At 60.8% G+C, this 22,472-nt stretch carries 20 protein-coding genes; 9 read left to right on the top strand and 11 right to left on the bottom strand.

What is annotated here, in order from left to right; translation table 11 throughout:
- Nucleotides 1-64: 64 nt before the first annotated feature.
- The 3 genes from LO50_RS19770 to mblB are packed head-to-tail and all read right to left on the bottom strand — an operon-like array spanning nucleotide 65 to nucleotide 4,623.
- Nucleotides 65-1,135 carry a ComEC/Rec2 family competence protein gene (locus tag LO50_RS19770; protein WP_044316099.1) on the bottom strand — a complete coding sequence of 357 codons (1,071 nt, stop codon included), beginning with the start codon at nucleotides 1,133-1,135 and terminating at the stop codon, nucleotides 65-67.
- Nucleotides 1,136-1,180: 45 nt separating this feature from the next.
- Complete coding sequence (cap2-3, locus tag LO50_RS19775; protein WP_044316100.1) at nucleotides 1,181-3,430, bottom strand: anti-phage 6A-MBL system cap2_3 protein; 2,250 nt, start codon at nucleotides 3,428-3,430, stop codon at nucleotides 1,181-1,183.
- A complete protein-coding gene (gene mblB, locus LO50_RS19780) occupies nucleotides 3,430-4,623 on the bottom strand; it encodes an anti-phage 6A-MBL system MBL-fold protein (RefSeq protein ID WP_044316101.1) in 1,194 nt (397 codons plus the stop codon). Before mblB ends, cap2-3 begins: the two co-directional genes overlap by 1 nt.
- Before the next feature lie 163 nt (nucleotides 4,624-4,786).
- Between mblB and LO50_RS19785 the strand changes: the two genes are divergently transcribed.
- The 4 genes from LO50_RS19785 (at nucleotide 4,787) to LO50_RS19795 (ending at nucleotide 7,013) form a co-directional block, all read left to right on the top strand.
- Complete coding sequence (locus tag LO50_RS19785; protein ID WP_236690609.1) at nucleotides 4,787-5,617, top strand: helix-turn-helix transcriptional regulator; 831 nt, start codon at nucleotides 4,787-4,789, stop codon at nucleotides 5,615-5,617.
- A 6-nt stretch (nucleotides 5,618-5,623) separates the two neighbouring features.
- Nucleotides 5,624-5,998 carry a hypothetical protein gene (locus tag LO50_RS25700; RefSeq protein ID WP_236690610.1) on the top strand — a complete coding sequence of 125 codons (375 nt, stop codon included), beginning with the start codon at nucleotides 5,624-5,626 and terminating at the stop codon, nucleotides 5,996-5,998.
- A complete protein-coding gene (locus LO50_RS25705; protein WP_236690611.1) occupies nucleotides 5,958-6,416 on the top strand; it encodes a hypothetical protein in 459 nt (152 codons plus the stop codon). The genes LO50_RS25700 and LO50_RS25705 overlap by 41 nt, the downstream gene beginning before the upstream one ends.
- A gap of 285 nt (nucleotides 6,417-6,701) precedes the next feature.
- Nucleotides 6,702-7,013 carry a helix-turn-helix transcriptional regulator gene (locus LO50_RS19795; RefSeq protein WP_234464798.1) on the top strand — a complete coding sequence of 104 codons (312 nt, stop codon included), beginning with the start codon at nucleotides 6,702-6,704 and terminating at the stop codon, nucleotides 7,011-7,013.
- A gap of 14 nt (nucleotides 7,014-7,027) precedes the next feature.
- Here the strand turns inward: LO50_RS19795 and LO50_RS19800 are convergent, their stop codons facing one another.
- The 6 genes from LO50_RS19800 to LO50_RS19825 all read right to left on the bottom strand — a co-directional run bounded on the left by LO50_RS19800 (nucleotide 7,028) and on the right by LO50_RS19825 (nucleotide 13,288).
- Entirely contained in the window at nucleotides 7,028-7,552 is a 525-nt protein-coding gene (locus LO50_RS19800; RefSeq protein ID WP_009616200.1) for a helix-turn-helix transcriptional regulator, read from the bottom strand.
- 4 nt (nucleotides 7,553-7,556) lie between these two features.
- Nucleotides 7,557-7,832 (bottom strand): hypothetical protein, encoded by a 276-nt coding sequence (locus LO50_RS19805; protein ID WP_044316102.1) that lies wholly within the window; start codon nucleotides 7,830-7,832, stop codon nucleotides 7,557-7,559.
- A gap of 60 nt (nucleotides 7,833-7,892) precedes the next feature.
- Nucleotides 7,893-9,149: a tyrosine-type recombinase/integrase gene (locus LO50_RS19810; protein WP_044316103.1), complete on the bottom strand. Its 1,257-nt coding sequence runs from the start codon at nucleotides 9,147-9,149 to the stop codon at nucleotides 7,893-7,895.
- Nucleotides 9,150-9,449: 300 nt separating this feature from the next.
- Nucleotides 9,450-11,030: a glutamine-hydrolyzing GMP synthase gene (guaA, locus tag LO50_RS19815; protein ID WP_042928273.1), complete on the bottom strand. Its 1,581-nt coding sequence runs from the start codon at nucleotides 11,028-11,030 to the stop codon at nucleotides 9,450-9,452.
- Nucleotides 11,031-11,140: 110 nt separating this feature from the next.
- Complete coding sequence (gene guaB / locus LO50_RS19820) at nucleotides 11,141-12,610, bottom strand: IMP dehydrogenase (protein WP_044316104.1); 1,470 nt, start codon at nucleotides 12,608-12,610, stop codon at nucleotides 11,141-11,143.
- Nucleotides 12,611-12,736: 126 nt separating this feature from the next.
- Nucleotides 12,737-13,288, bottom strand: a complete 552-nt coding sequence (locus LO50_RS19825; RefSeq protein WP_044316105.1) for a hypothetical protein — start codon at nucleotides 13,286-13,288, stop codon at nucleotides 12,737-12,739.
- 130 nt (nucleotides 13,289-13,418) lie between these two features.
- Here LO50_RS19825 and xseA point away from each other — a divergent pair, with 130 nt between their 5' ends.
- The 4 genes from xseA to LO50_RS19845 all read left to right on the top strand — a co-directional run bounded on the left by xseA (nucleotide 13,419) and on the right by LO50_RS19845 (nucleotide 17,651).
- Nucleotides 13,419-14,795 carry an exodeoxyribonuclease VII large subunit gene (gene xseA, locus LO50_RS19830; protein ID WP_044316106.1) on the top strand — a complete coding sequence of 459 codons (1,377 nt, stop codon included), beginning with the start codon at nucleotides 13,419-13,421 and terminating at the stop codon, nucleotides 14,793-14,795.
- 103 nt (nucleotides 14,796-14,898) lie between these two features.
- Entirely contained in the window at nucleotides 14,899-15,723 is an 825-nt protein-coding gene (locus LO50_RS19835; RefSeq protein WP_044316107.1) for a M23 family metallopeptidase, read from the top strand.
- Nucleotides 15,724-15,742: 19 nt separating this feature from the next.
- Complete coding sequence (locus LO50_RS19840; RefSeq protein WP_044316108.1) at nucleotides 15,743-16,285, top strand: hydrolase; 543 nt, start codon at nucleotides 15,743-15,745, stop codon at nucleotides 16,283-16,285.
- Nucleotides 16,286-16,361: 76 nt separating this feature from the next.
- Nucleotides 16,362-17,651 (top strand): mechanosensitive ion channel family protein, encoded by a 1,290-nt coding sequence (locus tag LO50_RS19845; RefSeq protein ID WP_014819485.1) that lies wholly within the window; start codon nucleotides 16,362-16,364, stop codon nucleotides 17,649-17,651.
- Nucleotides 17,652-17,816: 165 nt separating this feature from the next.
- Here the strand turns inward: LO50_RS19845 and LO50_RS19850 are convergent, their stop codons facing one another.
- Nucleotides 17,817-20,012: a TonB-dependent copper receptor gene (locus LO50_RS19850; protein WP_044316109.1), complete on the bottom strand. Its 2,196-nt coding sequence runs from the start codon at nucleotides 20,010-20,012 to the stop codon at nucleotides 17,817-17,819.
- Nucleotides 20,013-20,065: 53 nt separating this feature from the next.
- Nucleotides 20,066-20,419: a DUF2946 domain-containing protein gene (locus LO50_RS19855; RefSeq protein WP_044316110.1), complete on the bottom strand. Its 354-nt coding sequence runs from the start codon at nucleotides 20,417-20,419 to the stop codon at nucleotides 20,066-20,068.
- Nucleotides 20,420-20,727: 308 nt separating this feature from the next.
- Between LO50_RS19855 and leuA the strand changes: the two genes are divergently transcribed.
- Nucleotides 20,728-22,398 (top strand): 2-isopropylmalate synthase, encoded by a 1,671-nt coding sequence (gene leuA / locus LO50_RS19860; RefSeq protein ID WP_044316111.1) that lies wholly within the window; start codon nucleotides 20,728-20,730, stop codon nucleotides 22,396-22,398.
- Nucleotides 22,399-22,472: the final 74 nt, after the last annotated feature.

The raw sequence follows: 22,472 nt of genomic DNA on the forward strand, positions 1-22,472 counted from the left end.
ATAAATGGGCCATAGACTGCCCATGCCCTGGAGCCTGAAAAGCAGGGCCGCGCCTCTACTAGACTCAACTTTCTTGCTCTTCGGGATACGCTGCTTGGGGAATTGATACCCATCCATCACGGGTAATGCCTGCCCCGATGCGTATGTTCTGGCTTTCGGTTGCTGCCCAATGCCCACCCCGGTGCAGTACAGCGCGAATCACCGACTTCCGTGGATGATCCTCATCCGCCTTGGCAGAGCTGCATATGGCATTCCAGGTATGTTTGTCTGGCATGCTGTCCAACCTTGGGCCAACCAACTGATCCAGAATCTCAGTCGAAACATTGTGTCGCCCGCCATGATGCGGCACCTGGAAATACCGAATGCCGGGCAACGTAAGTCCTGCAAAAGGTGCGTAGTCAATCACCTCTTGCAGCGCCTCACGCCCGGCGTCGCCAGTAAGCATGACGCGATGACCATTCAGGACAGCTGACTGCACTACACTCATTTCGTTTTCACGACTAGTTGGCGCAGACGGAAAATACTCGTCGCCCCACAAGGATTTGATGTAGGAAGTCGCAGCCTTAACTGCCCGAAAAATGCTGCTCAGAGCACTATCCATGGCACCTTCTTCAACAGCTTCAGGTGTCTTCGTGGAATCCACGATTAAGTCCATGTAGCGACCTAGCGTCGGTGCCATCACCGTGAAGGGGCCGATGCTCTGCCCCTGAAGCGGAGCATGAATCGGGATTCCCTTCTCAAGCGCAATGTCCTCAAGAGCTGCAGTGGCATCGTAGACAGAACGTAATTTCCGCCTCAGCGCTTCCACTGATTCATAGGTCTCGAATCGATCTATCAACTGCTCTGCATATATCCACGGCCTATTGATCCAGAGATTCTTGACCGTACATTGCTCCAAGACTTTTCGAAGCCCATTGGCGTGATCACGATCCGGATGCGTGAGGATCACGTGATCGATAACCGTTGTGCCATAGTAGGTTTTCAGGTGCTCAACGATCTGATCACCGGTATCCAGATACCCACCGTCAACCACGTGTATGCCTTCGGTGCCATTTACCGAGTAGCGCAGCGTGATTGCATCCCCGCTCTTCGCTGTTTCGACGCCAAGAAAATCGATCTCAAAGTAGTCAGCCATACATCCCTCTTGCCTAATACCAACGAAGTGCCGGTGGTTCTCCACCTACCAGCGATCCACCGCACATGTGAGCCCTGTCGGAGTCCATACCAACGACACAGCAGGAAGACCACCAGCATCCTCAGCGATGCCGCGCAACGTATGTCGGTCTATACCCGAATGAGCGCCGCCTTTCGGGTGGCTGTGCCAAGTGCCGATAAAGGCGAGATATCCCAAAGAGGCCGAATTTGCAGTACGCAAATCTTGAACAAGCCCATCGGTGCCCAAAACGAAGCGTGCGGCCGCTCGAACGCTGTCTGGCGGTGCGTCAACAAGCCCCGCAATGATGATGGTTCGATTTTCAAACGAGATGCGGCCGACTATGGCACCGCCTGTTTCCAACGCACCCCAGCGCAGCGCATCAGCATGGATCGCTTGCGCGACCGGGTGCAGAATCCGAATGCTCCAACCACCATCGTCCGCCACATCGAGCACAGTGGTAGGACCAAGGCTGGTGCGAGTCCATGCTATGCCGAGGCCTTCAGCATCCGAGATCCCAGCGCAAAGAGTCGCTTCCTTCGGAAGCCCGTCAATGAGCCAGCGTTCCAGTTGCAGCCCAGCCAGTGAAGCAGACCGCGAAACGACGGCATCAGACATTGGCATGGTCAGTGAGCGGCAGTTGTCGCCCACAAAAATACGCGTCGGCTCAGAAGTATCACCGGCAATCGATGCACGCAGTTCCGGCACAAATCGGCAGCACTCGAACAAGAATGCCGTGAGGTCATCAACCCGACCGGCGCGGCGAAGTCCTTCGAGCAAAACTGCAACACAGCGGCCCCGACCGTACATCGCGATCCGTACGAGCCGCGCAGGTGATTGATCCAGCGCTGTCGACTGTGTTTCTGCGGCTAGCACCTTAAGTGAAGCTGTTGCGTCCACGATAAGCGCTGCATCCTGCGGAACAGTTGTCGAGAACTGTACTGGATCGACTAGGAGGCTCACTGCGTCGGCGTCGAACGCGCGCGATTGAAGATGAGACAGCTCCTCAAAGGCCGTCTTCATCAGAGCAGCCTTTCGAGGTGGGACCAGCACTGATGCCCGCTCAATGAGGGCATGCCGTGCTGCGTTGTGAGGCGACATGGATTCGTTGTCGACGAAAGCCATTGAACCGAAACCGGCTCGCCCCAGATGCATCGCGATTTTCGACCCTACACTTCCGCAGCCGAGCATGACCAGCGGCTGAGATATGGTCGCCGCTGGAATGCCGGACGTCCTTGCCAACAGTTCGGGGGACAATGCATGCGCATGAAAGGCTGGGTGAACCGTGGCGCTTCGCTCTAGGAGCGATTGAGCGTTGAGCTCATAGCGCACCACATAGGGCAGTACCTCAATACTTCGCCCTGGTGAGCCCACAAGCGATGCAGGCCTTTGCACAGTCAGAATCACAACCGCGTACAAACCATGCACCCAGCCGCGCGAGTCCTGTTGCACATCCAGGATCGAGTGTCCGTAAAAACCATCCAGACTTCTGGCCAAAGCGTCGCGATCAATGCCGAGCTCCGCAGCTCGATCAAGCAACGTCGCGAGATCGAAAACCGTCTCCGGTTGATAACGGTCGATCACATGAAGGCCGTCGGTTATTGGAGCGCGTGCGATGAAGGCCGCGGTATGGCCGTTTCCCCATTTACCCAGCTTGTCGTTGTGAGCGTCCTGGCAGAACACAGGATCGACTTGGGCGGTCAGTTCGGTATTGATGATGGCGTATAGGCCATCATCAATCGTCACATAGCTAACGGGTACTATCAAAATCGAGCCGTCAGCGGGAGCAGCGGACGCGACCTTCTCGGCGCTGAATGCAATGGTCGAAGGACAACTGTCTCGACGCGTCGGCTCCCACCCCTGCTCAAGATCCAGCAACGCCCCAGCTGCAGCCTTGTGCAGCCAATCGATTAATTGATCGATAATCGCGTCCAGACCAAACCGATGCAGTAGCTCGTCCAATGCCCCCTCGAACAGGCAAGGTGAGACCAACTCGCCTTCGCGATGGGGATTGATGTGCGGCAAGTTGAGCGGAAAGTCCGTACGCAAGAGAGGCTTGGGCGCGGATAGAGGCCAGTCATTGTCGAAGACCAGAATGCATGTCTCGACCGAACGTACGCCGGTTTCGGAAACGCCATAGCGCCGAGACCGGCTCGGTAGCTCAACAGAAACATCGACTTCGATCTGCGTTAATTCACAGCTTACCCTTGGCTCCCCAACGCGGACCAAGCCTCGATGCCGCTGAAGCTGATGCAGTGCATCCGCAATCCTGTCCATCACGATGCGCCGTGCGGCATGGGGGTACGCGCAGAGGTGATCACGGCTGCAGCCTTCGATCCAGCTTCTTTCTTCGAGGGGGGCTGTACACCCTGAGTAGTGACGGTAAACACGAGAGGTTCAGCAGATTTTTCGCTCGGGTATTCGCCCGTGCAGTAAAACTCGCCTTTTGCTTCACCCACGATTGCGGCGTACTCACGCTTTGCACGAATGCAGGGAGGATCACTGTCGTCGTCTGCAATGGGCTTACAACTAGCAACGATGACAGCACCGTCACGAGTCTGCGAAAGCGCCTTACGAGCGTCAGGGTCGAGTTTGGCCTTTTCGCGATGGGTAGACCAGCTGTCTTCGGACAGCGAATGCCAAGAGCAATGATGCGGCGCCTGCATGATGTCGTACTCAAGCACATCGGCTTCAGCCTTGTGGCGCTGCCATTGGCGGTTCCAGATGAACACTTCAGCATCGCCACCAGTAAGAAACTTCGCGCCATCTGGCGTATTTGCATCAGCGGCCAATGTGATGTTTAGGATCACGCTTGACTGGTTTTTGATCAGGCTCTGCTCCTCTTCCTCGTTATCCTGGGCACCCAGGGGCGCCAGAAGAAACGCGGAGAAGTACGCAGAACTCTTGCCATTGATCGTCGAGAAGCTCGTGTCCACTCTCCGCACAATCGGAGTGAGATCGTCAGTTTTTCCTTCGATGTCTTCGCCCATGATCTGAATACGATCACCGCTCCCGGCAGCGAAATTCTTATCGCGATTAATCTGCACCCGCCTACGCGCCTCCGTGCTGAATGCCTTGGCATCGTCACTCAGGGTGTGCGTCTTGCTGGCGCGTCGAAACACGATGGGGGACGACCACATCTCGCGGATCACGATTTTCTTGTCCTTATCGTCCTTTTTGTCATCCGGGTACTTGTCCAGCGGTCCCAGATAGAAATGCCGCGTCAGACCCCTGCAATGATCGTGATCCGGGTGGCTCAGCAAGAATGCATCGACATAAGGCCTTCCGTTCTCATCCCGCTTCAAACGATCGCGAAGATCCTTAGCAACATCGCGTGCCACCCCATCCGGGTCGTCAGCGTCCTGCCGAATGTTTATGTCGATCAGCAGGGTGGTTGCGTCCACATCGCCAAACTTGATGAGGGCCATATCCCCGTTGTCTACAGGAAAGAATGTGATGGTTGTAGGCATCTGGGGTCTCCAGGTAGACGACCAAAGCAGCAGTCACGTACACTTAATGTACGGATATTTTTTATATCCGTCTACTTTTTAGATGGTTACTATGAAGAAAGCCTCGAATACTAATGTCGAACTCTCTGAGCCCAAGAGCTTGAGCTGGGGTCTGGAGAGCAGATTGCAATTCATCGATTTTCGTCTGCGCTGGGAGCGACGCATCAATCGAACGGATCTCACCGAGCATTTCGCCATATCGGTTCCTCAGGCATCGCTGGACATTGCCAAGTACATAGAGCTAGCGCCGAACAATCTGACCTATGACCGTCGCTCCAAGACCTACACCGCCACCTCACACTTTCAACCGCTTTACCAACGAAGCTCGGCTCAACGCTATCTAACGGAACTGCTGGCAACCAAGATGGGCGTTGTCGAACCGAGAGCCAGCTTTATTGGCTCAGCCCCCGAAACAGATTGGGCTCCATCCCCCTGGCGCTCGATCAATGAAGAGACCGTAGAAGCAGTGGTCCGGGCTATTCGGCAGCAGGAAGCTATTCGAGTGAGCTACCAGTCCATGACGTCTCTAGAAGAGTCAATCCGACTGCTTTCGCCGCACGCTCTCGGCAATGATGGTTTTCGCTGGCACGTGCGAGCGTATTGCCACAAGCGTCAGCGCTTCAGCGATTTTGTTCTCGCTCGAATTTTGCACATCGAAGGGTTCGAGCCGAGTCATGTGGACTCCAGCCAGGATGCTCATTGGCACACCGTTCTGACGCTAGTGCTTGCACCGCATCCCGATTTGCCTGCAGCTAAAAAACGAGTACTGGAACTGGATTACGGCATGGAAGAAGGGCAGGTCAAGCTTCCCTGCCGTCAAGCTTTTCTGTACTACACGCTAAGGCGTTTGGGCTTGCATACCAAGGAAGCCGCAGACCCTCTCGCGCAACAGATCACGCTGAGCAATCGCGATGAAATCCAACCCTACATCGATGCTTTGACAGCCCAGGCCTGACCTCCCATGACAACAATTTTCGAACTAGTTAAAGACCCCTACGAGCGCAAGGCTCGAGTGGTTCCGGGTCTTCTTGTGGCGTTGCCATTGCTCGTCCCTTTGCTATGCGTATACGGAGCAAAGCATCCTGTGCTCACAGGCGTTATCGGTTTACTTGGCGGCTGCGGCGCCATTTACGCGCTTGCGAGCGTGGCACGTGGGCGCGGTAAAAAGCTTGAAGAGCTTTTAGTCAAGAAATGGGGCGGCATGCCTACAACCATAGCCCTGCGGCATCGCGACAATTTTCTCGATAGCGTCAGCAAGCATAGGTACCACTCTGCGATCACAACTAAACTGGGTATTGACATACCAACGGCAGAAGAAGAATCAGCGAACCCTTGACAAAGCGGACGACATCTACATCGGAGCAACCAAGCGACTTCGCGAACTCACGCGTACCAATAAGCAACTCCTACTGAAAGAGAATATTGCCTACGGATTCCACCGCAATATGCTGGCGATGAAGCCTGTAGGCATCCTGTCGAGCCTCCTGGGAATCCTCTACGGATTGCTGATTGCAAAGGTTCTGCAGATCACGCCTCCCCATTTTTACCCCGTGCATTTTGCAGACCCGGGGCTCGCCGCTGGCTTGACGCTGCTTATTTCGATGGCGTTACTCGCGGCCTGGCTGCTGTACTTCGATCAGAGTGCCGTCAGACGTATGGGGTTTGTGTATGCGGAACGTCTGTTTGAGTGCCTGTCGTCGCTGACTTCTTCAGCATCACGAAAGAAGGCACCAAAATCGACATCTACAGTATGATCCCCTCCGGCTGCACTCTCGTGCAGCCGGCTGAGCTGCTGGGATAAGGGGCAGGATCAAATTAACTGGAGAACTGCCACAACTTCAGCGATGAAATAACATCACTGAAAGCTATCTAGCAACCAATAATCGCACCAAAGTCTGCCCCTGTACGCCGCAGCGGGTTGTCCCGATAAGGCACTGAACCGCACGATGCCCCATCCAACCAGACTCATGGAGTCCGAGATGGAACATCTATCGCCTACGCCCGGAGCGTCAATCTCCGAGACCGGCCAGTCTCTTCCGATGCCTGACACGGAAGCCTACGAGGCACTGCCGCAGTTTCCGAAGCGGAGCCCCCTGCCCTTCCGGCGCACCATTCGGCGACAAGAGCTGAGGCAGATCATCCCGCTATCTGAGACGACCATCTACGAGATGGAGCGTCGTGGCGAGTTCCCTCGACGCTTTAACCTGACACCACGTTGCGTAGTGTGGGACTTGGCCGAGGTCGAAGCATGGATTGAGGAGCGCAAGCAGGCGCCTCGCAGAGAGATCAGCGGCCCGGATGTCCGCCTACGGAAAACCCGCCCGGTTCGGGCGGGTTCGGATCAAGCATGAGGCCTATGATTGCCTTAGCCGACCAGAGCCCCCAGTTCCTCAGAAGTCGAACGCGGTAGACGCCGACTTTCCTTGGCCAGATTGACCTGCAAGGCCACTCGCGCCACTTCCAGTACATCTCTGGCTAGCGAATAGCTGCCCCTGGCCTGCAACCAGGTCAGCACATCCGCCAGGTGCCAGATCGACGCACTGCCCTCGTGCACAGGTGCCGGGAAGCTGCCCGGGTTGGCCAGCATCAGTTTGCGCATGTTCTGTCGCGATACCCCGACCATTTCGGCCACGTCGGTCAGGCCGACCAGATCCGGGGCGACCTCGATCAGCCTGGCCGAGGGCACTGCACTGCGCACATCGGCCAGTGCACTGCGCACAGCCGCATCTGCATTCTCCGCCTCGCGAATGAACTCCAGCGCCAGCCGCCCCGGCTGACCGATACCAACCAGGGCATCGTCGCAACCAGCTTCGCCAAGGCGTTCGACCAGCACATCCGGGTTCCGGTCATCATCGGCGAGCTGGTATTTCAGAGTGAAGGTGTATTCCATCGTGCTACTCCTCTGCGCCGTCGGCAGCCTCTTGCGGCTTACGGTGCGCGGTGCAGTTATCCACGACGCGTCGCAAGGCGCGTGCGTGGTTACCAGGGCTCTTTGGCGTGCTCCACACGCTGGTGATGCAGAACTCGCCGCAACGACACTCCTCGTCGTTGTAGGGACAGTAGATCCGTCCCCAGGCGTGGCTGCCGCCAACTTCGATGCGCCACCCCTGCCCTTCGGCATGCTTGAGCGCTTCTTCGACCTCTTTCTTCGGATGTGCGGGACGGGCCATTAATGATCTCCAGTATTCCCATGACTCGACAGGTTGTCAAGTGACAACCTGTCCATTCCTTTAAACGGCGGCACTCAACACCGGCACGGTCACATTGTCCGGCAGCAGCTTCGGTACATGAGTCCGACCATCGACCCAGGCATCAACCATATCGGCCCACTCTTGCAGCATGTGGCGGCGTTGCTCAGCGTATTCGGCCTTGTTGTAGACCGAGCGCGAGGAACGCCCGTCCTCATGCGCCAAGCACTTCTCGATCCAGTCACCATTGAAGCCCACTTCGTTGAGGAGCGTGGAGCCAGTCCTGCGCAGGTCGTGAACAGTGAACGGCTCCAACGGCAGCCCCGCTTCCTTGGCACGCGATGCGATAAGTTGGGTGATCCGGTTCAAGGTGGCGTGCGACATGCAGCGGTGGATGTCATAGCGCGAGGGCAGCACGAACCTCGAGCCTGCAGCACACGTGTGCAATGCCACGAAGATGTCCAGAGCCTGGCGCGACAGGTGGACCACGTGAGGATTGCGTCCCTTCATACGCTGCTTGGAGATCGTCCACGTGGCGTTCTCAAAATCCACCTCATTCCAAGTAGCTTCGATCAGCTCGCTTTTACGCACCAAGGTCAGCAGTACCAGGCGCAAGGCCAATCGAATGGTGGGGTACGCCGCAATCGACTCCAACTGGTGAAAAGCCAGGCGAATCTCGGTCGGGGTCAGCGCTCGGTCTTTCGGCACGAAGGTGGCGATCGATGCTGCCTTAACACCGTCGGCCGGATTCTCCACCTTCTCACCGTGCAGGATTGCAAACGCAAAGACCTGCTTCACGATGTCGCGAATGTGGACGGCCGTTGCCGGCGCACCACGCCCCTTCACCTTGGCGCAGAGCATGCGGAGATCGTCTGCAGTGATTTCGGTCAGGAGACGGTTCTCGAAGACCGGCAGGATGTCGCGATCAATGATGCTCTTACGCATGGATCGCGTGCTGTCGGCCATACGCGCATCAGTCAGCCATCTCTTCAGCATCTCACCAAACGACTTGGCAGCGGTCAGTCGCCGCTTGGCTCGCTGTTTTTCCAAGGAGGGTGATATACCCTGGACAACCATTCGCTTGGCATCCAGCAGCTTTTCGCGCGCCATGGCCAATGAAATCCCCGCTGGCCCATACCGTCCGATGGTCAGCGTTTCCCGGCGTCCATTGAGACGGTAATCGTAGCGAAAGGTGACGGTACCGCCGGGCGATACCGTTACGTACATCCCGTCGCGATCGGAAGCCTTGTAGGGCTTGGCTTTGGGCTTTAGTTTGCGCAGTGCGGTGTCGGTCAGCATTGAGGTTTTCCTCCTGTTCAGGACGGCTTTTACCGTCCAGGCTCAGGAGACCTGCTGATGCCGGGAAAGCCGTATGGCGCAAGCTTTCCGGAGGAGAGATTTACCGTCAAAGACCGGTTTGGTCTCGATAGTAAACGGGAGGGTCCGAATCCGGGCATCGGTTCTTACCGTTACCAGTACCGCCAAACCATCCCGCTGCCTGGCGATAGCTACCGATAGGTGCCGCGACGTATTTTATTATAAATCAACACGTTACAGCATCTTATCGATAGGTACCGATAATCCCCGAAGGACCTGATATCACTCCCACTCGATGGTGGCCGGCGGCTTGCTCGACACATCGTAGGTCACGCGGGAGATGCCTTCGATTTCGTTGATGATGCGGTTGGACACCTTTTCCAGCAACTCATAAGGCAGGTGCGCCCAACGTGCGGTCATGAAGTCGATGGTTTCCACCGCTCGCAGCGCGACGACCCAGGCGTAGCGGCGGCCATCGCCGACCACACCGACCGATTTCACCGGCTGAAACACCACGAAGGCCTGGCTGGTCTTGTGGTACCAGTCGAAGTTGCGCAGCTCTTCGATGAAGATGTGATCCGCGCGACGCAGTAGGTCGGCATATTCCTTCTTCACTTCGCCGAGGATGCGCACACCCAGACCCGGGCCCGGGAACGGGTGACGGTAGACCATGTCGTAGGGCAGGCCGAGCTCGAGACCGATCTTGCGCACCTCGTCCTTGAACAGTTCACGCAGCGGCTCGACCAGCTTGAGGTTCATTTCCTCCGGCAGGCCGCCGACGTTGTGGTGCGACTTGATCACATGGGCCTTGCCGCTCTTGGCGCCGGCCGACTCGATCACGTCGGGGTAGATGGTGCCCTGGGCGAGGAACTGGATGTTGTCCAGCTTGCTGGCTTCTGCATCGAACACGTCGATAAAGGTACGACCGATGATCTTGCGCTTCTTCTCTGGATCGGCCTCGCCCTCGAGGTTGCCGAGGAACTGTGCCTCGGCGTCGGCGCGAATCACCTTGACGCCCATGTTCTCGGCGAACATGGCCATCACCTGGTCACCCTCATGCAGGCGCAGCAGGCCGTTGTCGACGAACACGCAGGTCAGCTGGTCGCCGATCGCCTTGTGCAGCAGCGCCGCAACCACCGACGAATCGACACCGCCGGAAAGGCCGAGCAGCACGTTGGCATCACCGACCTGAGCGCGCACCTGGGCGATGGCGTCTTCGACGATGTTGGACGGCGTCCACAGCGCTTCGCAGCCACAGATGTCGAGAATGAAACGGGAAAGGATGCGGCCGCCCTGGCGGGTGTGGGTCACTTCCGGATGGAACTGCACGCCGTAGTAACGGCGGTCGTCGTCACCCATGGCTGCGATCGGGCAGCTCGGCGTGCTGGCGAGAATATGGAAACCTTCCGGCAGCGTGGTCACCTTGTCGCCGTGGCTCATCCACACGTCGAGGCCGAACACACCGTCGTCATCCATGTGGTCTTCGATGCCGTCGAACAGCTTCGACTTGCCGACCAGATCGACGCGGGCATAGCCGAACTCGCGAACGTCGGAGCCCTGCACCTTCCCACCCAGCTGCTCGGACATGGTCTGCATGCCGTAGCAGATGCCGAACAGCGGCACACCGAGATCGAACACGGCCTGCGGCGCGCGCGGGCTGCCCGCCTCGTGAACCGACTCCGGGCCGCCGGCGAGAATGATGCCGCGTGGCGCGAAGGCACGGATGTCGTCCTCGCTCATGTCCCACGGATGCAGCTCGCAATACACGCCGATCTCGCGCACGCGGCGGGCGATCAGCTGGGTGTACTGGGAACCGAAGTCGAGGATCAGGATGCGGTGGGCGTGAATGTCTTGGTGAGCCATGAGCTTTCCTTCGGAAAGAGCCTGAAGCTGAAAGCCGGAAGCTGGAAGCCGAAGCCAGGATCTCTCCCCGCTCCCGCTGCCAGCTTCCGGCGCCTGTCTAGCTGAGCGGATCAACCCACTCGGTAATTCGGGGCTTCCTTGGTGATCTGCACGTCATGCACGTGTGACTCGGCCATGCCGGCACCGGTGATACGCACGAACTGCGGCTTGCTGCGCATCTCGTCGACGGTAGCACTGCCGGTATAGCCCATGGATGCACGCAGACCGCCCATCAGCTGGTGGATGATCGCGGCCAGCGAGCCCTTGTACGGTACGCGGCCTTCGATGCCTTCGGGGACCAGCTTCTCGGCGCCGGCGGCGGAGTCCTGGAAGTAACGATCCGAGGAGCCCTGTGCCTGGGACATGGCACCCAGCGAGCCCATGCCGCGGTAAGCCTTGTAGGAACGGCCCTGGAACAGCTCGATTTCGCCCGGGGCTTCTTCGGTACCGGCGAACATCGAGCCCATCATCACGGCGTTGGCGCCTGCAACGATGGCCTTGGACAGGTCACCGGAGAAGCGGATACCACCGTCGGCGATCATCGGCACGCCGGTGCCTTCCAGTGCGGCGGATACGTTGGCGATGGCGGAGATCTGCGGCACGCCGACACCGGCGACGATGCGTGTGGTGCAGATTGAGCCCGGGCCGATACCGACCTTGACCGCATCGGCGCCGGCCTTGACCAGGTCCAGCGCAGCTTCGGCAGTGGCGATGTTGCCGCCGATCACCTGCACCTGCGGGAAGTTCTCCTTCACCCAACGCACGCGATCGATCACGCCACGGGAATGGCCGTGGGCGGTGTCCACCACCACCACATCGACACCGGCAGCAGCCAGTGCTTCGACGCGATCACCGGTATCGGCGCCGGTACCGACCGCTGCGCCAACGCGCAGACGCCCCTGGCTGTCCTTGGAGGCCAGCGGGTAGGTCTTGGCTTTCTCGATGTCGCGGAAGGTGACCAGGCCGCGCAGGTGGAAATTGCCGTCTACCACGAGCATCTTCTCGATGCGGTGCTTGTAGAGCTCAGTCTTGATTTCTTCCAGGGCGGTGCCTTCGAGCACGGTGACCAGCTTTTCCTTGGGCGTCATGATCGCCGCGACCGAGTCGCCGGCATTGGGCGTGAAGCGCAGATCTCGACCGGTGACAATGCCGACCAGCTTCTTGCCGGACACTACCGGAAAGCCGGAGAAGCCCAGTTCATGCGCCTTGCGCAGCAGCTCGCTGATCTTGGTTTCCGGCGTGACGGTGACCGGATCGTGAACGATGGCGGTCTCGTGACGCTTGACCTTGCGCACCTCGGCAGCCTGCTGCTCGATGCTCATGTTCTTGTGGATGATGCCGATGCCGCCTTCCTGAGCCATGGCAATGGCCAGGCGCGCTTCGGTGACGGTGTCCATGGCCGCGGAAACCAGCGGAATGTTCAGCTCGATTTCGCGGGTCAGACGGGTCTTCAGGCTGACATCCTTCGGCAAAACCTCGGAATATCCCGGGATCAGGAGAACATCATCGAAAGTCAGGGCTTCTTGGCTGATACGCAGCATGGCGGGGGCTCCCAGGCGGGAAAAAGGAAGCGCGGCATTATACCCACGCACCCCTTCACGCTCAATGCGGATGTGAGGCGCGTCGCGCACGGCGAAATGCGCGGCATCGCCGAAATGACCGATCGGTCACGGCCGATCAATCACCAGCGCCACCTTGAAGCCCAGGCGTTCGGCGAATTCATCGAGAAACGACTGGCGAAGGCCGGCCTCGCCCCAGCCATTGAAGATAAAGCCGAGATTGGAAAAGCCGCACGCCGGAATGAACAGGAAGCCGTTGATGTCGTCTTCGAAGCCACACTCCGGACAGGTAAAATTGTCGGTCTGCTTAGGCATCCACTCGTCGAGGCTTTCAAACAACGCCTCGCCAATCTCGCGACGGCATTCGGGGCAGCCTGCCTCCTCGGCGAAATCCCGTGTTGGCGTGTAGATGCAGCGCTTGGTCACCACTTCAAGGCCGTTGATGGCCTCGCCAAAAGGCAAGCGTTCCGGATGCTGCACGACACTGCGCGCGCCGGAAGCGATAGCGTAGCCCATGCCGCCAACGCCGCGACCGCAGGTGGTCGGCAGCGCCTCGACGATGCGCCGCTCGGCCAGCCAGCGCAGAATCATCCGCGCCTTGGCTTCGTGCGCTGGAAACGTGGAAATGCGCGGCACAATGATCGCTTGACTGTGGCTCATGGCGGCTCGGAACGGGAGATGAAGAAAGGCCGCGCAGCTTAGCGCCACCCATTGGCCGGTCAAGGCCCGCTGGACGGACGCGAAGCAGTTTCGGTTTCCGCCTGGCCGCGCCCGGCTTATCATCGTCGCCATGCTCAAAGATCCCTTCCAGCGTCTCAATCTCGATCGCGAAGTACTGACCGTCAGCCAGCTCAACGGCCGCGCGCGGCTGCTGCTGGAGGACGTGTTCGCCCAGGTCTGGGTCGAAGGCGAGATTTCCAACCTCGCCCGCCCGGCTTCCGGCCACATCTATTTCACCCTCAAGGACAAGAACGCCCAGGTGCGTTGCGCGTTGTTCCGGCAGAACGCGGCGCGGGTACGCCAGGCGCTGCGCGACGGCCTGGCGGTGCGGGTACGCGGCAAGGTCTCGCTGTTCGAGGGGCGCGGTGATTACCAGCTGATTCTCGATACGCTGGAGCCGGCCGGTGACGGCGCTTTGCGCCTAGCCTTCGAGGCACTCAAGGAAAAGCTCAGCGCCGAAGGTCTGTTCGCTGCCGAACGCAAGGCTGCCCTGCCCGCCCACCCGCGGCGCATCGGCATCGTCAGCTCGCCGACCGGCGCGGTCATTCGCGACATCATCTCGGTGTTCAAACGCCGCGCGCCGCAGGTCGAGCTGACGCTGATTCCAACCGCCGTGCAAGGTCGCGAAGCCACCGGACAGATCGTCCGCGCACTGCAGCTGGCCGATGCCCAGGGCTTCGATGCGCTGATTCTGGCCCGCGGCGGCGGTTCGCTGGAGGACCTCTGGTGCTTCAACGAAGAAGCGGTGGCGCGCGCGGTGGATGCCTGTGTCACGCCGATTGTCAGCGCCGTGGGCCACGAAACCGATGTCTCGATCGCCGATTTCGTCGCCGATGTTCGCGCGCCGACGCCATCCGCGGCCGCCGAGCTGCTGGCCCCCAGCAGCGCCGACCTGCAACACCGGCTGAGCGGGCTGCAACAGCGCCTGGTGCTGCGCATGCGCGACCGTCTGCACCGTGACGCCATGCGACTGGAAGGCCTGACCCGTCGCCTGCGCCACCCCGGCGAACGGCTGCAGCAGCAGGCCCAGCGCATCGACGACCTCGAGCAGCGCCTGCTGCGCGCCGTCGACCGCCGCCTGTGCAGCGGCCGGGAGAGTCTGGCCCGCCTGGCAACACGCCTGGCCGCGCAACACCCGGGGCGTTCGCTGAATCTGTTGCGGCAGCGACTCGAACACCTCTCCTCGCGTCTGCCGCGAGCGATGCAGGCCAACCTGAAAGGCCGCCGGCAACAGCTACAGGGCCTCGCCCAGACACTTAATGTGGTCAGCCCGCTGGCCACACTCAGCCGCGGCTACAGCATTCTGCTCGACGAGCGCGGCCAGGCGATCCGCAGCGCCAGCCAGACCCAGCCCGGGCAGCGGCTGAAGGCTCGGCTCGGTGAGGGCGAACTCGAGGTGCGCGTGGAAGACAATCATCTGGAGCCAGTAACGCTGCCGTTGCTGTAGACCCTGCGGCAGCTGCTTAGCCGGAAACGTTCTGACATCCCTGGGTCTTTCTCTATTCCAGCGTTTACGCGAGGATGGGCCGTTTCCTGCACCGGACCCACCCATGCCTCGTGTCTTCGCCCTGCTATTCGCCCTCGCCATTGCCCTGCCGGCCCATGCCGAGGGATTCATCACCCGCCTGCTGAACAAGCCTGTGCCCGGCGGCGTTGCCGTGATCGAGCTAGGTGACGGCGCTAGCGCACCGCAGGCTCGCTATCAGGGCAAGCAGACGCTGGTGGTGCGTGAGGATCGCCAGCGCTGGATCGCCATCGTTGGTATCCCGCTGTCGGTGAAACCGGGCGCGCAGCAGCTGGAGATCGATGGCCGTCCCCAAACCTTCCAGGTCGAGAGCCGCGACTATCGAGCACAGCACATCACGCTGAAGAACCAGCGCCAGGTCAATCCGAACCCGGCCGACCTCAAGCGCATCGAGCGCGAATTGGACGAACAGACCCGCGCCTACCGGCAGTTCAGCGCCAACCAGCCAAGCAATCTGTTGTTCGACCGCCCGGTGGCTGGCCCGCTGTCCTCACCGTTCGGCCTGCGCCGCTTCTTCAACGGCGAGGAACGTAACCCGCACTCGGGCCTGGATTTCGCCGCCAAGAGCGGCACGCCGATCAAGGCACCGGCGGCCGGCAAGGTCATACTCACCGGTGACTACTTCTTCAATGGCAAGACCGTTTTCGTCGATCACGGCCAGGGGCTGATCAGTATGTTCTGCCATCTTTCCGAGATCGGCGTGAAGGTCGGCGAGCAACTGGCGCGGGGTCAGGTGCTCGGCAAAGTCGGCGCGACCGGGCGTGCCACCGGCCCCCACTTGCACTGGAACGTGAGCCTTAACGACGCGCGCGTCGACCCGGCCATCTTCATCGGCGCCTACAAACCCTGAACCACGAGGAAGCACTGCGATGCGTATCAAGGCAACGGATTCCACCCTGCTGATCATCGACATCCAGGAACGCCTGTTTCCGGTGATCCTCGACAATGCAGCCATGGCCGAGCACACCGCCTGGCTGCAACAGGTGGCGCAGCGAGTCGGTGTGCCGGTGCTGCTGACCGAGCAGTACAGCAAGGGCCTCGGCCAGACGATTTCGGCTCTGCGTGAGAACGTCGACGAGACCGCAATTGTCGAGAAGCTGCATTTTTCCGCGGCCGGCGACGGCGAACTGTTCCAGCGCCCGGGTGGCGAACGCCGGCAGTTCGTCATCTGCGGCTGCGAAACTCACGTGTGCGTGCTGCAGACGGTGCTGGACCTGCGCGCCCGTGGCAACGAAGTCTTCGTCGTCGAAGAAGGCGTCAGCTCGCGGCGGGCCAGCGATAAGGCGCTGGCCCTGGAGCGCATGCGCCAGGCCGGCGCGGTGATCGTCTCGCGGGAGATGGTTGCCTTCGAATGGATGGAACGCGCCGGCACCGAACTGTTCAAGAGTATCAGCCGCGAATTTATCCGCTGACCCAGCCACACCGACAAGCCGCCGCGGCCAAGGCAATTTGCCAAGGCCGCGCCCTCACCTCTCAATGGAGATTCACATGTCTGACGATCTGGCCGGCTGGCTGGACTGGCTCAGAGCCCACCCCGAACTGCAGACGCTGCTCGCCAGTGCCACGCTGATCTTCGCCGCCTGGCTGTCCAACTGGATCGTCAAGCGCATCCTGGTGCGTGGCCTTTACCGTTTACTGCGCCACACCCGCGATGGCGAACTGCAGGATTTCGGCATCATCAAGCGGCTGTCGAACATCGTCCCGGCACTGGTGCTGTCGCTTGGCGTGACGACCGTACCGGGCCTGCCGGAAGCCGCGGTGACCGTGGTGCAGAACGTCTGCGGCGGCTTCATCGTGCTGACCATCGCGCTGGCGCTCGGCGCGGTGCTCGACATCATCAACGTGGTCTACCAACGCCGACCGGACGCCCGCCTGCACCCGATCAAGGGCTATCTGCAGGTGGTGAAGATCGTCATCTACGCGATCGCCACCATCCTCATCATCGCCACTCTGATCGACCGTTCGCCGCTGATCCTGCTCTCCGGCCTCGGTGCAATGGCGGCGGTGCTGATGCTGATCTTCCAGGACACCCTGCTTTCGCTGGTGGCCAGCGTACAGATCACCTCCAACGACCTGATCCGCGTCGGCGACTGGGTGGAGATGCCGCAGCTCAATGCCGACGGCGACGTGATCGATATCGCGCTGCATACCGTCAAGGTGCAGAACTGGGACAAGACCATCACCAGCATCCCGACCAAGCGCTTTATCTCGGATTCGTTCAAGAACTGGCGCGGCATGCAGGAAAGCGGCGGCCGGCGCATCAAGCGCAGCCTGTATCTGGATCAGCAGAGCGTGCATTTTCTCGATGCCGACGAGCGCAAGCGGCTGTATCGCTTTAGCCTGCTGGAGGATTACCTGGTCAACAAGCGCAAGGAGATCGACGAGTGGAACGCCAAGCTCGCCGAGCGTGGGCAGGACCCGGTCAACACCCGCAGGGTGACCAATCTTGGGACGTTCCGCGCTTATGTCGAGCGCTATCTGCGCGCCCACCCCGGCGTGCACCAGAACATGACGCTGATGGTGCGCCAGCTGAGCCCGACTGCGGACGGCCTGCCACTGGAAATCTACTGCTTCACCAATACGGTGGCGTGGACGCAGTACGAAGCCATCCAGTCGGACATCTTCGACCACCTGCTGGCGATCCTGCCGGAATTCGGTCTGCGGGTATTCCAGCACCCAAGCGGCGGCGATGTACGCGATTGGCGCGATTCACTGCGCCAGCCGGGCGCGCCGGCGTTGCAGCAACCGGAAGGACATCCGGCCGAGGAAAGAAGTTAATCGTAGGTTGGCGCTGAGGCACGAAGCCGCTGAAACCGCCTTGAGCGCTGCCCATGCGTCATCCCTGATGCCAGCGCCGCGAGCCGCTCCAGCACGCCCCGCGCCTCAGCGCCAACCTACGTCCGGAGCGAGGCGAACCCTCGCTCCTTTACCGCCATTGTCTCGTTAGAAGCTCATGTCGACCCGCGCCCAGTAGGTGCGGCCCGGTTCATTGACTCGGCTGGTGGGCTCAAGGCCGTAATCGGCGAAGCCCGCACTGCCGGCTAGATTGAGATGCTCGCTGTAGGCCTTGTCCAGCAGGTTGTCGACGCCCGCACTGAGCTTGAAGTTCTTGTTCAGCCGGTAGGCGCCGTTGACCGCCAGCACGCCGAAGCCGGCGCTCTCGTCGAAGTCCTTGCCGACCACCGTGCCCTGGTTCTCTGCGACCCGCCCCTGCGAGGCGACCACGCGCCAGAGGCCACTGGTGCTCCAGTTGTCTCGCTCGTAGGTCAGGCCCAGACGTCCTTCCAGTGGCGGGATCTGCGGCATGGCACGATCGTCGCTGCGGTTCTTGCCCCAGGCATAGGCCAGGCTCGCATCACCCTTCCAGTTGCTGGTGAAACGGTAGCTGGCGCCCATCTCGGCTCCAGCGATGGTAGCGTCGATGTTGCTGACCTCGGCGCGGAGCATGCCGGGCATTACGCCGGGCACATAGCTGAACAGAATGTAATCCTCGACCAGGCCGGCATAGGCGGAAACCCAGGCCTCCAGCGGCCCCTTGGCGTATTGCAGGCCGACGTCCAGCTGCGTGGTCTTCTCCGGCCGCACCGAGTCGAAGGGTTGCAGCGTGCCCACCGGGCCGGGATTGGAAACGAATAGCTCCCAATAGTCGGGGAAGCGTTCGGCATGGCCGAGGCCGGCATACCAGGTCGCAGGCAGGCTGACGAGTTCCTCCTCATAGCGCAGGAAGCCGCTGTAGAGCGTGTCGCGACGCGTTTCACCGGCAGTAGGGTTGTCCCAGTTGCGGGAAACGATGGGCATGCTCGAAGCGTCATGGCTGCGGAAGAACTCGCGCTCGTCGGTCGCTTCGTGCATGTCCAGGCGCAGGCCGCTGATGAGCTTCTCGCGCTCGCTGAGCTGCCAGGTCAGCTCGCCGAAGACGCCGTAGCTGTGCAGCATCGCGTCCGGCACCCAGGGCAGTGCGTCGCTTCCCGCAGCGGTGACCATCTGGTTGGCGGCGCCGGCCGGGTTCATGACCTTGCGGTGCTCGCTACGCTGGGCATCGACCCCGGCCTTGAGCTCGACATCCGTCCATTGCCAGGTGCCGACCAGCCGGCCACCCAGCGTACGCCGGTCGACCCGCGACAGCGTCGGGTTGGGCATCATCATCGACGGCACGAAATCGCGCAGGCTGTAGTTGTCCATGATGTGGTCGGCGTAGTTGTAGTAGACCTGCGCCTCCAGCCCGTAGAAGGTCTCGCCGAGATTGGTCTTCTCGAAGCGCAGCCCCAGGCTCTCACGCTGGAACTGGCTGCCGTCCATCCCGCGCCCGGCATAGCGTGCGTAGCCATCGCCGCGGCCGGCGGTCAGCTCGACCAGGGTGTCCGCATCCGGCGTCCAGCCCAGGGCGATGTCGGTGTTCCACTTGTCGTAACGCGACGGCACGGTATCGCCGTTGCCATCGGCGTAATCGTCAGCCTGGGAGCTGTTGGCCATCAGCCGCGCATAGCCCTGACTGTTGCCGGCGGCGGCGTCCAGGTTGCGGTCGAAGCGACCGTTGGAGGCGGTCAACAAGCTGCCGTTGAGGCGATAATCCGGCTCGCTGAACTGCTCCGGCTCGCGCTCGAAGAGCACGGTGGCGGCCGAGGCACCTGGCCCCCAGAGCACGCTCTGCGGCCCTTTGATGACCGTGAGCTTGTCGAAGGTGTCCGGGCTGATGTACGAGCTCGGCGAGTCCATGCGATTCGGGCAGGCGCCGAGCATCTCGCCGCCGTTGGAGAGCAGTTTCAGGCGCGAGCCGAACATGCCGCGGAACACCGGATCGCCGTTGACGCCGCCGTTACGCACGGCGGAAAAGCCGGGAATGGTCTTCAGGTAGTCGGCACCGTCGCTGGCCGGCATCGGCTGACGGGGAATCTTGGGGTCGGTCACCACGGTCAGTGGGGACTGCTGGCCGACGCCGGTAATGACCATCGGCGCCAGTTCAACGGCTTCGGCGTGCTCCGCATGGCCGGCATGCTCAGCCTCCGCGGCCATTGCACCACTGGCGAGCATTCCCAGCAGCGCGGCATGGGCGAACTGCCAACGCAGGCGGGATGGTTGAATCAAAAAACGCTCAGACAGGCGCGCTCGCGCCGTACAGCCATGAGTAATGCTGGACATAAGAACTTCCACTTCTGCATGTGATTAGGCCGCAACGAGGCGGCTGATTACGGTCAGCAGTGGATAGACGGTGGCGCGCGGGGATGGCCGCTGCTGCGGCGCAGCGCAGGAGCCTGCGGCTGCTCGGGAAGCGGGTGGAAGTAAGCCGGTTCGTGGCGAGGCAGCAACAGATCGACGGACAGGCTGAGCGGCGGATTGACCGTCAACAGCTCGCAGTAGCCGCAGAGTTCGAGCGCTGCCAGCCAGGCGGGATCGCCCGCACGTGCCTGGCCGTGATGACCGTGGGCGGCTGGCTCATGCTCGGCATGGTGATGATGCTGCGCACTGGCCTGGGCGGCCTGGACGGCGGAGAACAACGGGCCGACATGAATCATCAGCATGGCGAACAGGCCAAGCCAGATGCTCATTGTCGAAAGCCGTTTGCGTGTCACCGGCGTGTCCTTCGTGACATGACCCTATGAAGTGGCGGGATGATCGCACAGCCTTTTCGCCCCGGCCGCTGCGACATGAGGCCGCAACAGAGCCGCGCAATCAAGCTTGGATTTTCATGACCAAACCAGCATCAATCACCAATAAGCATCACTTACAGCAATAAACCATCAATTTTTTAACAAGCCTTGCAATGCATAACCACGAAGCACTAGCTTTGCACCATAAACCGATGCCCGTAATGGGCAGACAAGTTGCTAGCTCAAGGATCGCCTGGGGAAACACCATGACCATGCTCAAGAACCCATCGAAAAAATATCGCGCCTTTCCGGCCATCGACATCCCGGATCGCACCTGGCCATCCAAGTCGATCACCCAGGCACCGATCTGGCTGAGCTCGGATCTGCGCGACGGCAATCAGTCGCTGATCGAGCCAATGGATGCCGCGAAGAAGATGCGTTTCTTCAAGACACTGGTGCAGGTCGGCATCAAGGAAATCGAGGTCGGCTTCCCCTCTGCTTCGCAGACCGACTTCGACTTCGTCCGCGAGCTGATCGAAGGCGGGCACATCCCTGACGACGTCACCATCCAGGTGCTGACCCAGGCGCGCGAAGACTTGATCACCCGCACCTTCGAGTCGCTGAAGGGCGCCAAGCAGGCCATCGTCCACTACTACAACGCCACCGCACCGAGTTTCCGCCGCATCGTCTTCAATCAGGACAAGGCCGGCGTGGTGAACATCGCGGTCAACGCGGCACAGATCATCAAGCGCCTGGCTGCGCAGAACCCGGAAACCGCCTGGCGTTTCGAGTATTCGCCGGAGATCTTCAGTTCCACCGAGCCGGAGTTCGCCGTCGAAGTCTGCAACGCGGTGATCGAGGTGTTCCAGCCGACGCCCGAGCAGAAGCTGATCCTCAACCTGCCGGCCACGGTGGAAGCCGCCACACCCAATATCTACGCCGACCAGATCGAGTGGTTCTGCCGCCACGTCGACCGTCGCAACAGCGTGCTGGTCAGCCTGCACACCCACAACGACCGCGGCACCGGCGTGGCCGCCACCGAGCTGGGCCTGATGGCCGGCGCTGATCGCGTCGAAGGCTGCCTGTTCGGCAATGGCGAGCGCACCGGCAACGTCGACCTGGTCACCGTGGCGCTGAACATGTACACCCAGGGCATCGACCCGCAACTGGACTTCTCCGACATCGACGCCGTGCGCAAGGTGGTCGAGGAATGCAACCAGTTGCCGGTACACCCGCGCCATCCCTATGTCGGTGATCTGGTGCATACCGCGTTCTCCGGCTCGCACCAGGATGCGATCCGCAAGGGCTTTTCCCTGCAGGACCCGGAAGGCGTCTGGGAGGTGCCGTATCTGCCAATCGACCCGGCCGACATCGGCCGCAGCTACGAGGCGGTGATTCGCGTCAACAGCCAGTCCGGCAAGGGCGGCATCACCTTCCTGCTCGAGCAGGAATACGGCATCAGCCTGCCGCGGCGCATGCAGATCGAGTTCAGCCAGGTGGTGCAGCAGGAAACCGACCGCCTGGGCCTGGAGATGAGTGCCAAACAGATCTACGCGCTGCTGGAAGCCGAGTACCTGCAGGCCACCGCGCCGTACACGCTCAAGGGCCATCGTCTGCAGGAAGAGAACGGCACCAGTGCGGTGGATGTGGAAGTCGCGACCGATGGCGAGATCGCTCACTGGCGCGGCATCGGCAAGGGGCCGCTGGAAGCGCTGGTCGCCGCGTTGCCAGTGAAGCTGGAGATCATGGACTACCACGAGCATTCCATCGGCGCCGGCAGCAACGCCAAGGCCGCTGCTTATATCGAGGTACGCCTGGACGGCGAGCGCCCGCTGCACGGTATCGGCATCGACGAAAACATCACCACCGCCAGCATCCGTGCGCTGTTCAGTGCCATGAACCGGGCCTTGCGAGAGGCGCGGGAGCAGGCCGCCTGAGCCCCTGCGGCGAAGCCCATCGGGCTCGCCATTCCTGAGTGCCACGCCGGCAAGCTCGTCCCGCCGGCGCCATC

The sequence above is a fragment of the Stutzerimonas stutzeri genome, from assembly GCF_000935215.1.
Taxonomy (GTDB): domain Bacteria; phylum Pseudomonadota; class Gammaproteobacteria; order Pseudomonadales; family Pseudomonadaceae; genus Stutzerimonas.

Coding starts and splice junctions, on each gene's coding strand:
- LO50_RS19770 (WP_044316099.1), bottom strand. CDS start 1,135: ATGGCTGACTACTTTGAGATCGATTTTCTTGGCGTCGAAACAGCGAAG.
- cap2-3 (WP_044316100.1), bottom strand. CDS start 3,430: ATGGACAGGATTGCGGATGCACTGCATCAGCTTCAGCGGCATCGAGGC.
- mblB (WP_044316101.1), bottom strand. CDS start 4,623: ATGCCTACAACCATCACATTCTTTCCTGTAGACAACGGGGATATGGCC.
- LO50_RS25700 (WP_236690610.1), top strand. CDS start 5,624: ATGACAACAATTTTCGAACTAGTTAAAGACCCCTACGAGCGCAAGGCT.
- LO50_RS19795 (WP_234464798.1), top strand. CDS start 6,702: ATGCCTGACACGGAAGCCTACGAGGCACTGCCGCAGTTTCCGAAGCGG.
- LO50_RS19800 (WP_009616200.1), bottom strand. CDS start 7,552: ATGGAATACACCTTCACTCTGAAATACCAGCTCGCCGATGATGACCGG.
- LO50_RS19805 (WP_044316102.1), bottom strand. CDS start 7,832: ATGGCCCGTCCCGCACATCCGAAGAAAGAGGTCGAAGAAGCGCTCAAG.
- LO50_RS19810 (WP_044316103.1), bottom strand. CDS start 9,149: ATGCTGACCGACACCGCACTGCGCAAACTAAAGCCCAAAGCCAAGCCC.
- guaA (WP_042928273.1), bottom strand. CDS start 11,030: ATGGCTCACCAAGACATTCACGCCCACCGCATCCTGATCCTCGACTTC.
- guaB (WP_044316104.1), bottom strand. CDS start 12,610: ATGCTGCGTATCAGCCAAGAAGCCCTGACTTTCGATGATGTTCTCCTG.
- LO50_RS19825 (WP_044316105.1), bottom strand. CDS start 13,288: ATGAGCCACAGTCAAGCGATCATTGTGCCGCGCATTTCCACGTTTCCA.
- xseA (WP_044316106.1), top strand. CDS start 13,419: ATGCTCAAAGATCCCTTCCAGCGTCTCAATCTCGATCGCGAAGTACTG.
- LO50_RS19835 (WP_044316107.1), top strand. CDS start 14,899: ATGCCTCGTGTCTTCGCCCTGCTATTCGCCCTCGCCATTGCCCTGCCG.
- LO50_RS19840 (WP_044316108.1), top strand. CDS start 15,743: ATGCGTATCAAGGCAACGGATTCCACCCTGCTGATCATCGACATCCAG.
- LO50_RS19845 (WP_014819485.1), top strand. CDS start 16,362: ATGTCTGACGATCTGGCCGGCTGGCTGGACTGGCTCAGAGCCCACCCC.
- LO50_RS19850 (WP_044316109.1), bottom strand. CDS start 20,012: ATGTCCAGCATTACTCATGGCTGTACGGCGCGAGCGCGCCTGTCTGAG.
- LO50_RS19855 (WP_044316110.1), bottom strand. CDS start 20,419: ATGAGCATCTGGCTTGGCCTGTTCGCCATGCTGATGATTCATGTCGGC.
- leuA (WP_044316111.1), top strand. CDS start 20,728: ATGACCATGCTCAAGAACCCATCGAAAAAATATCGCGCCTTTCCGGCC.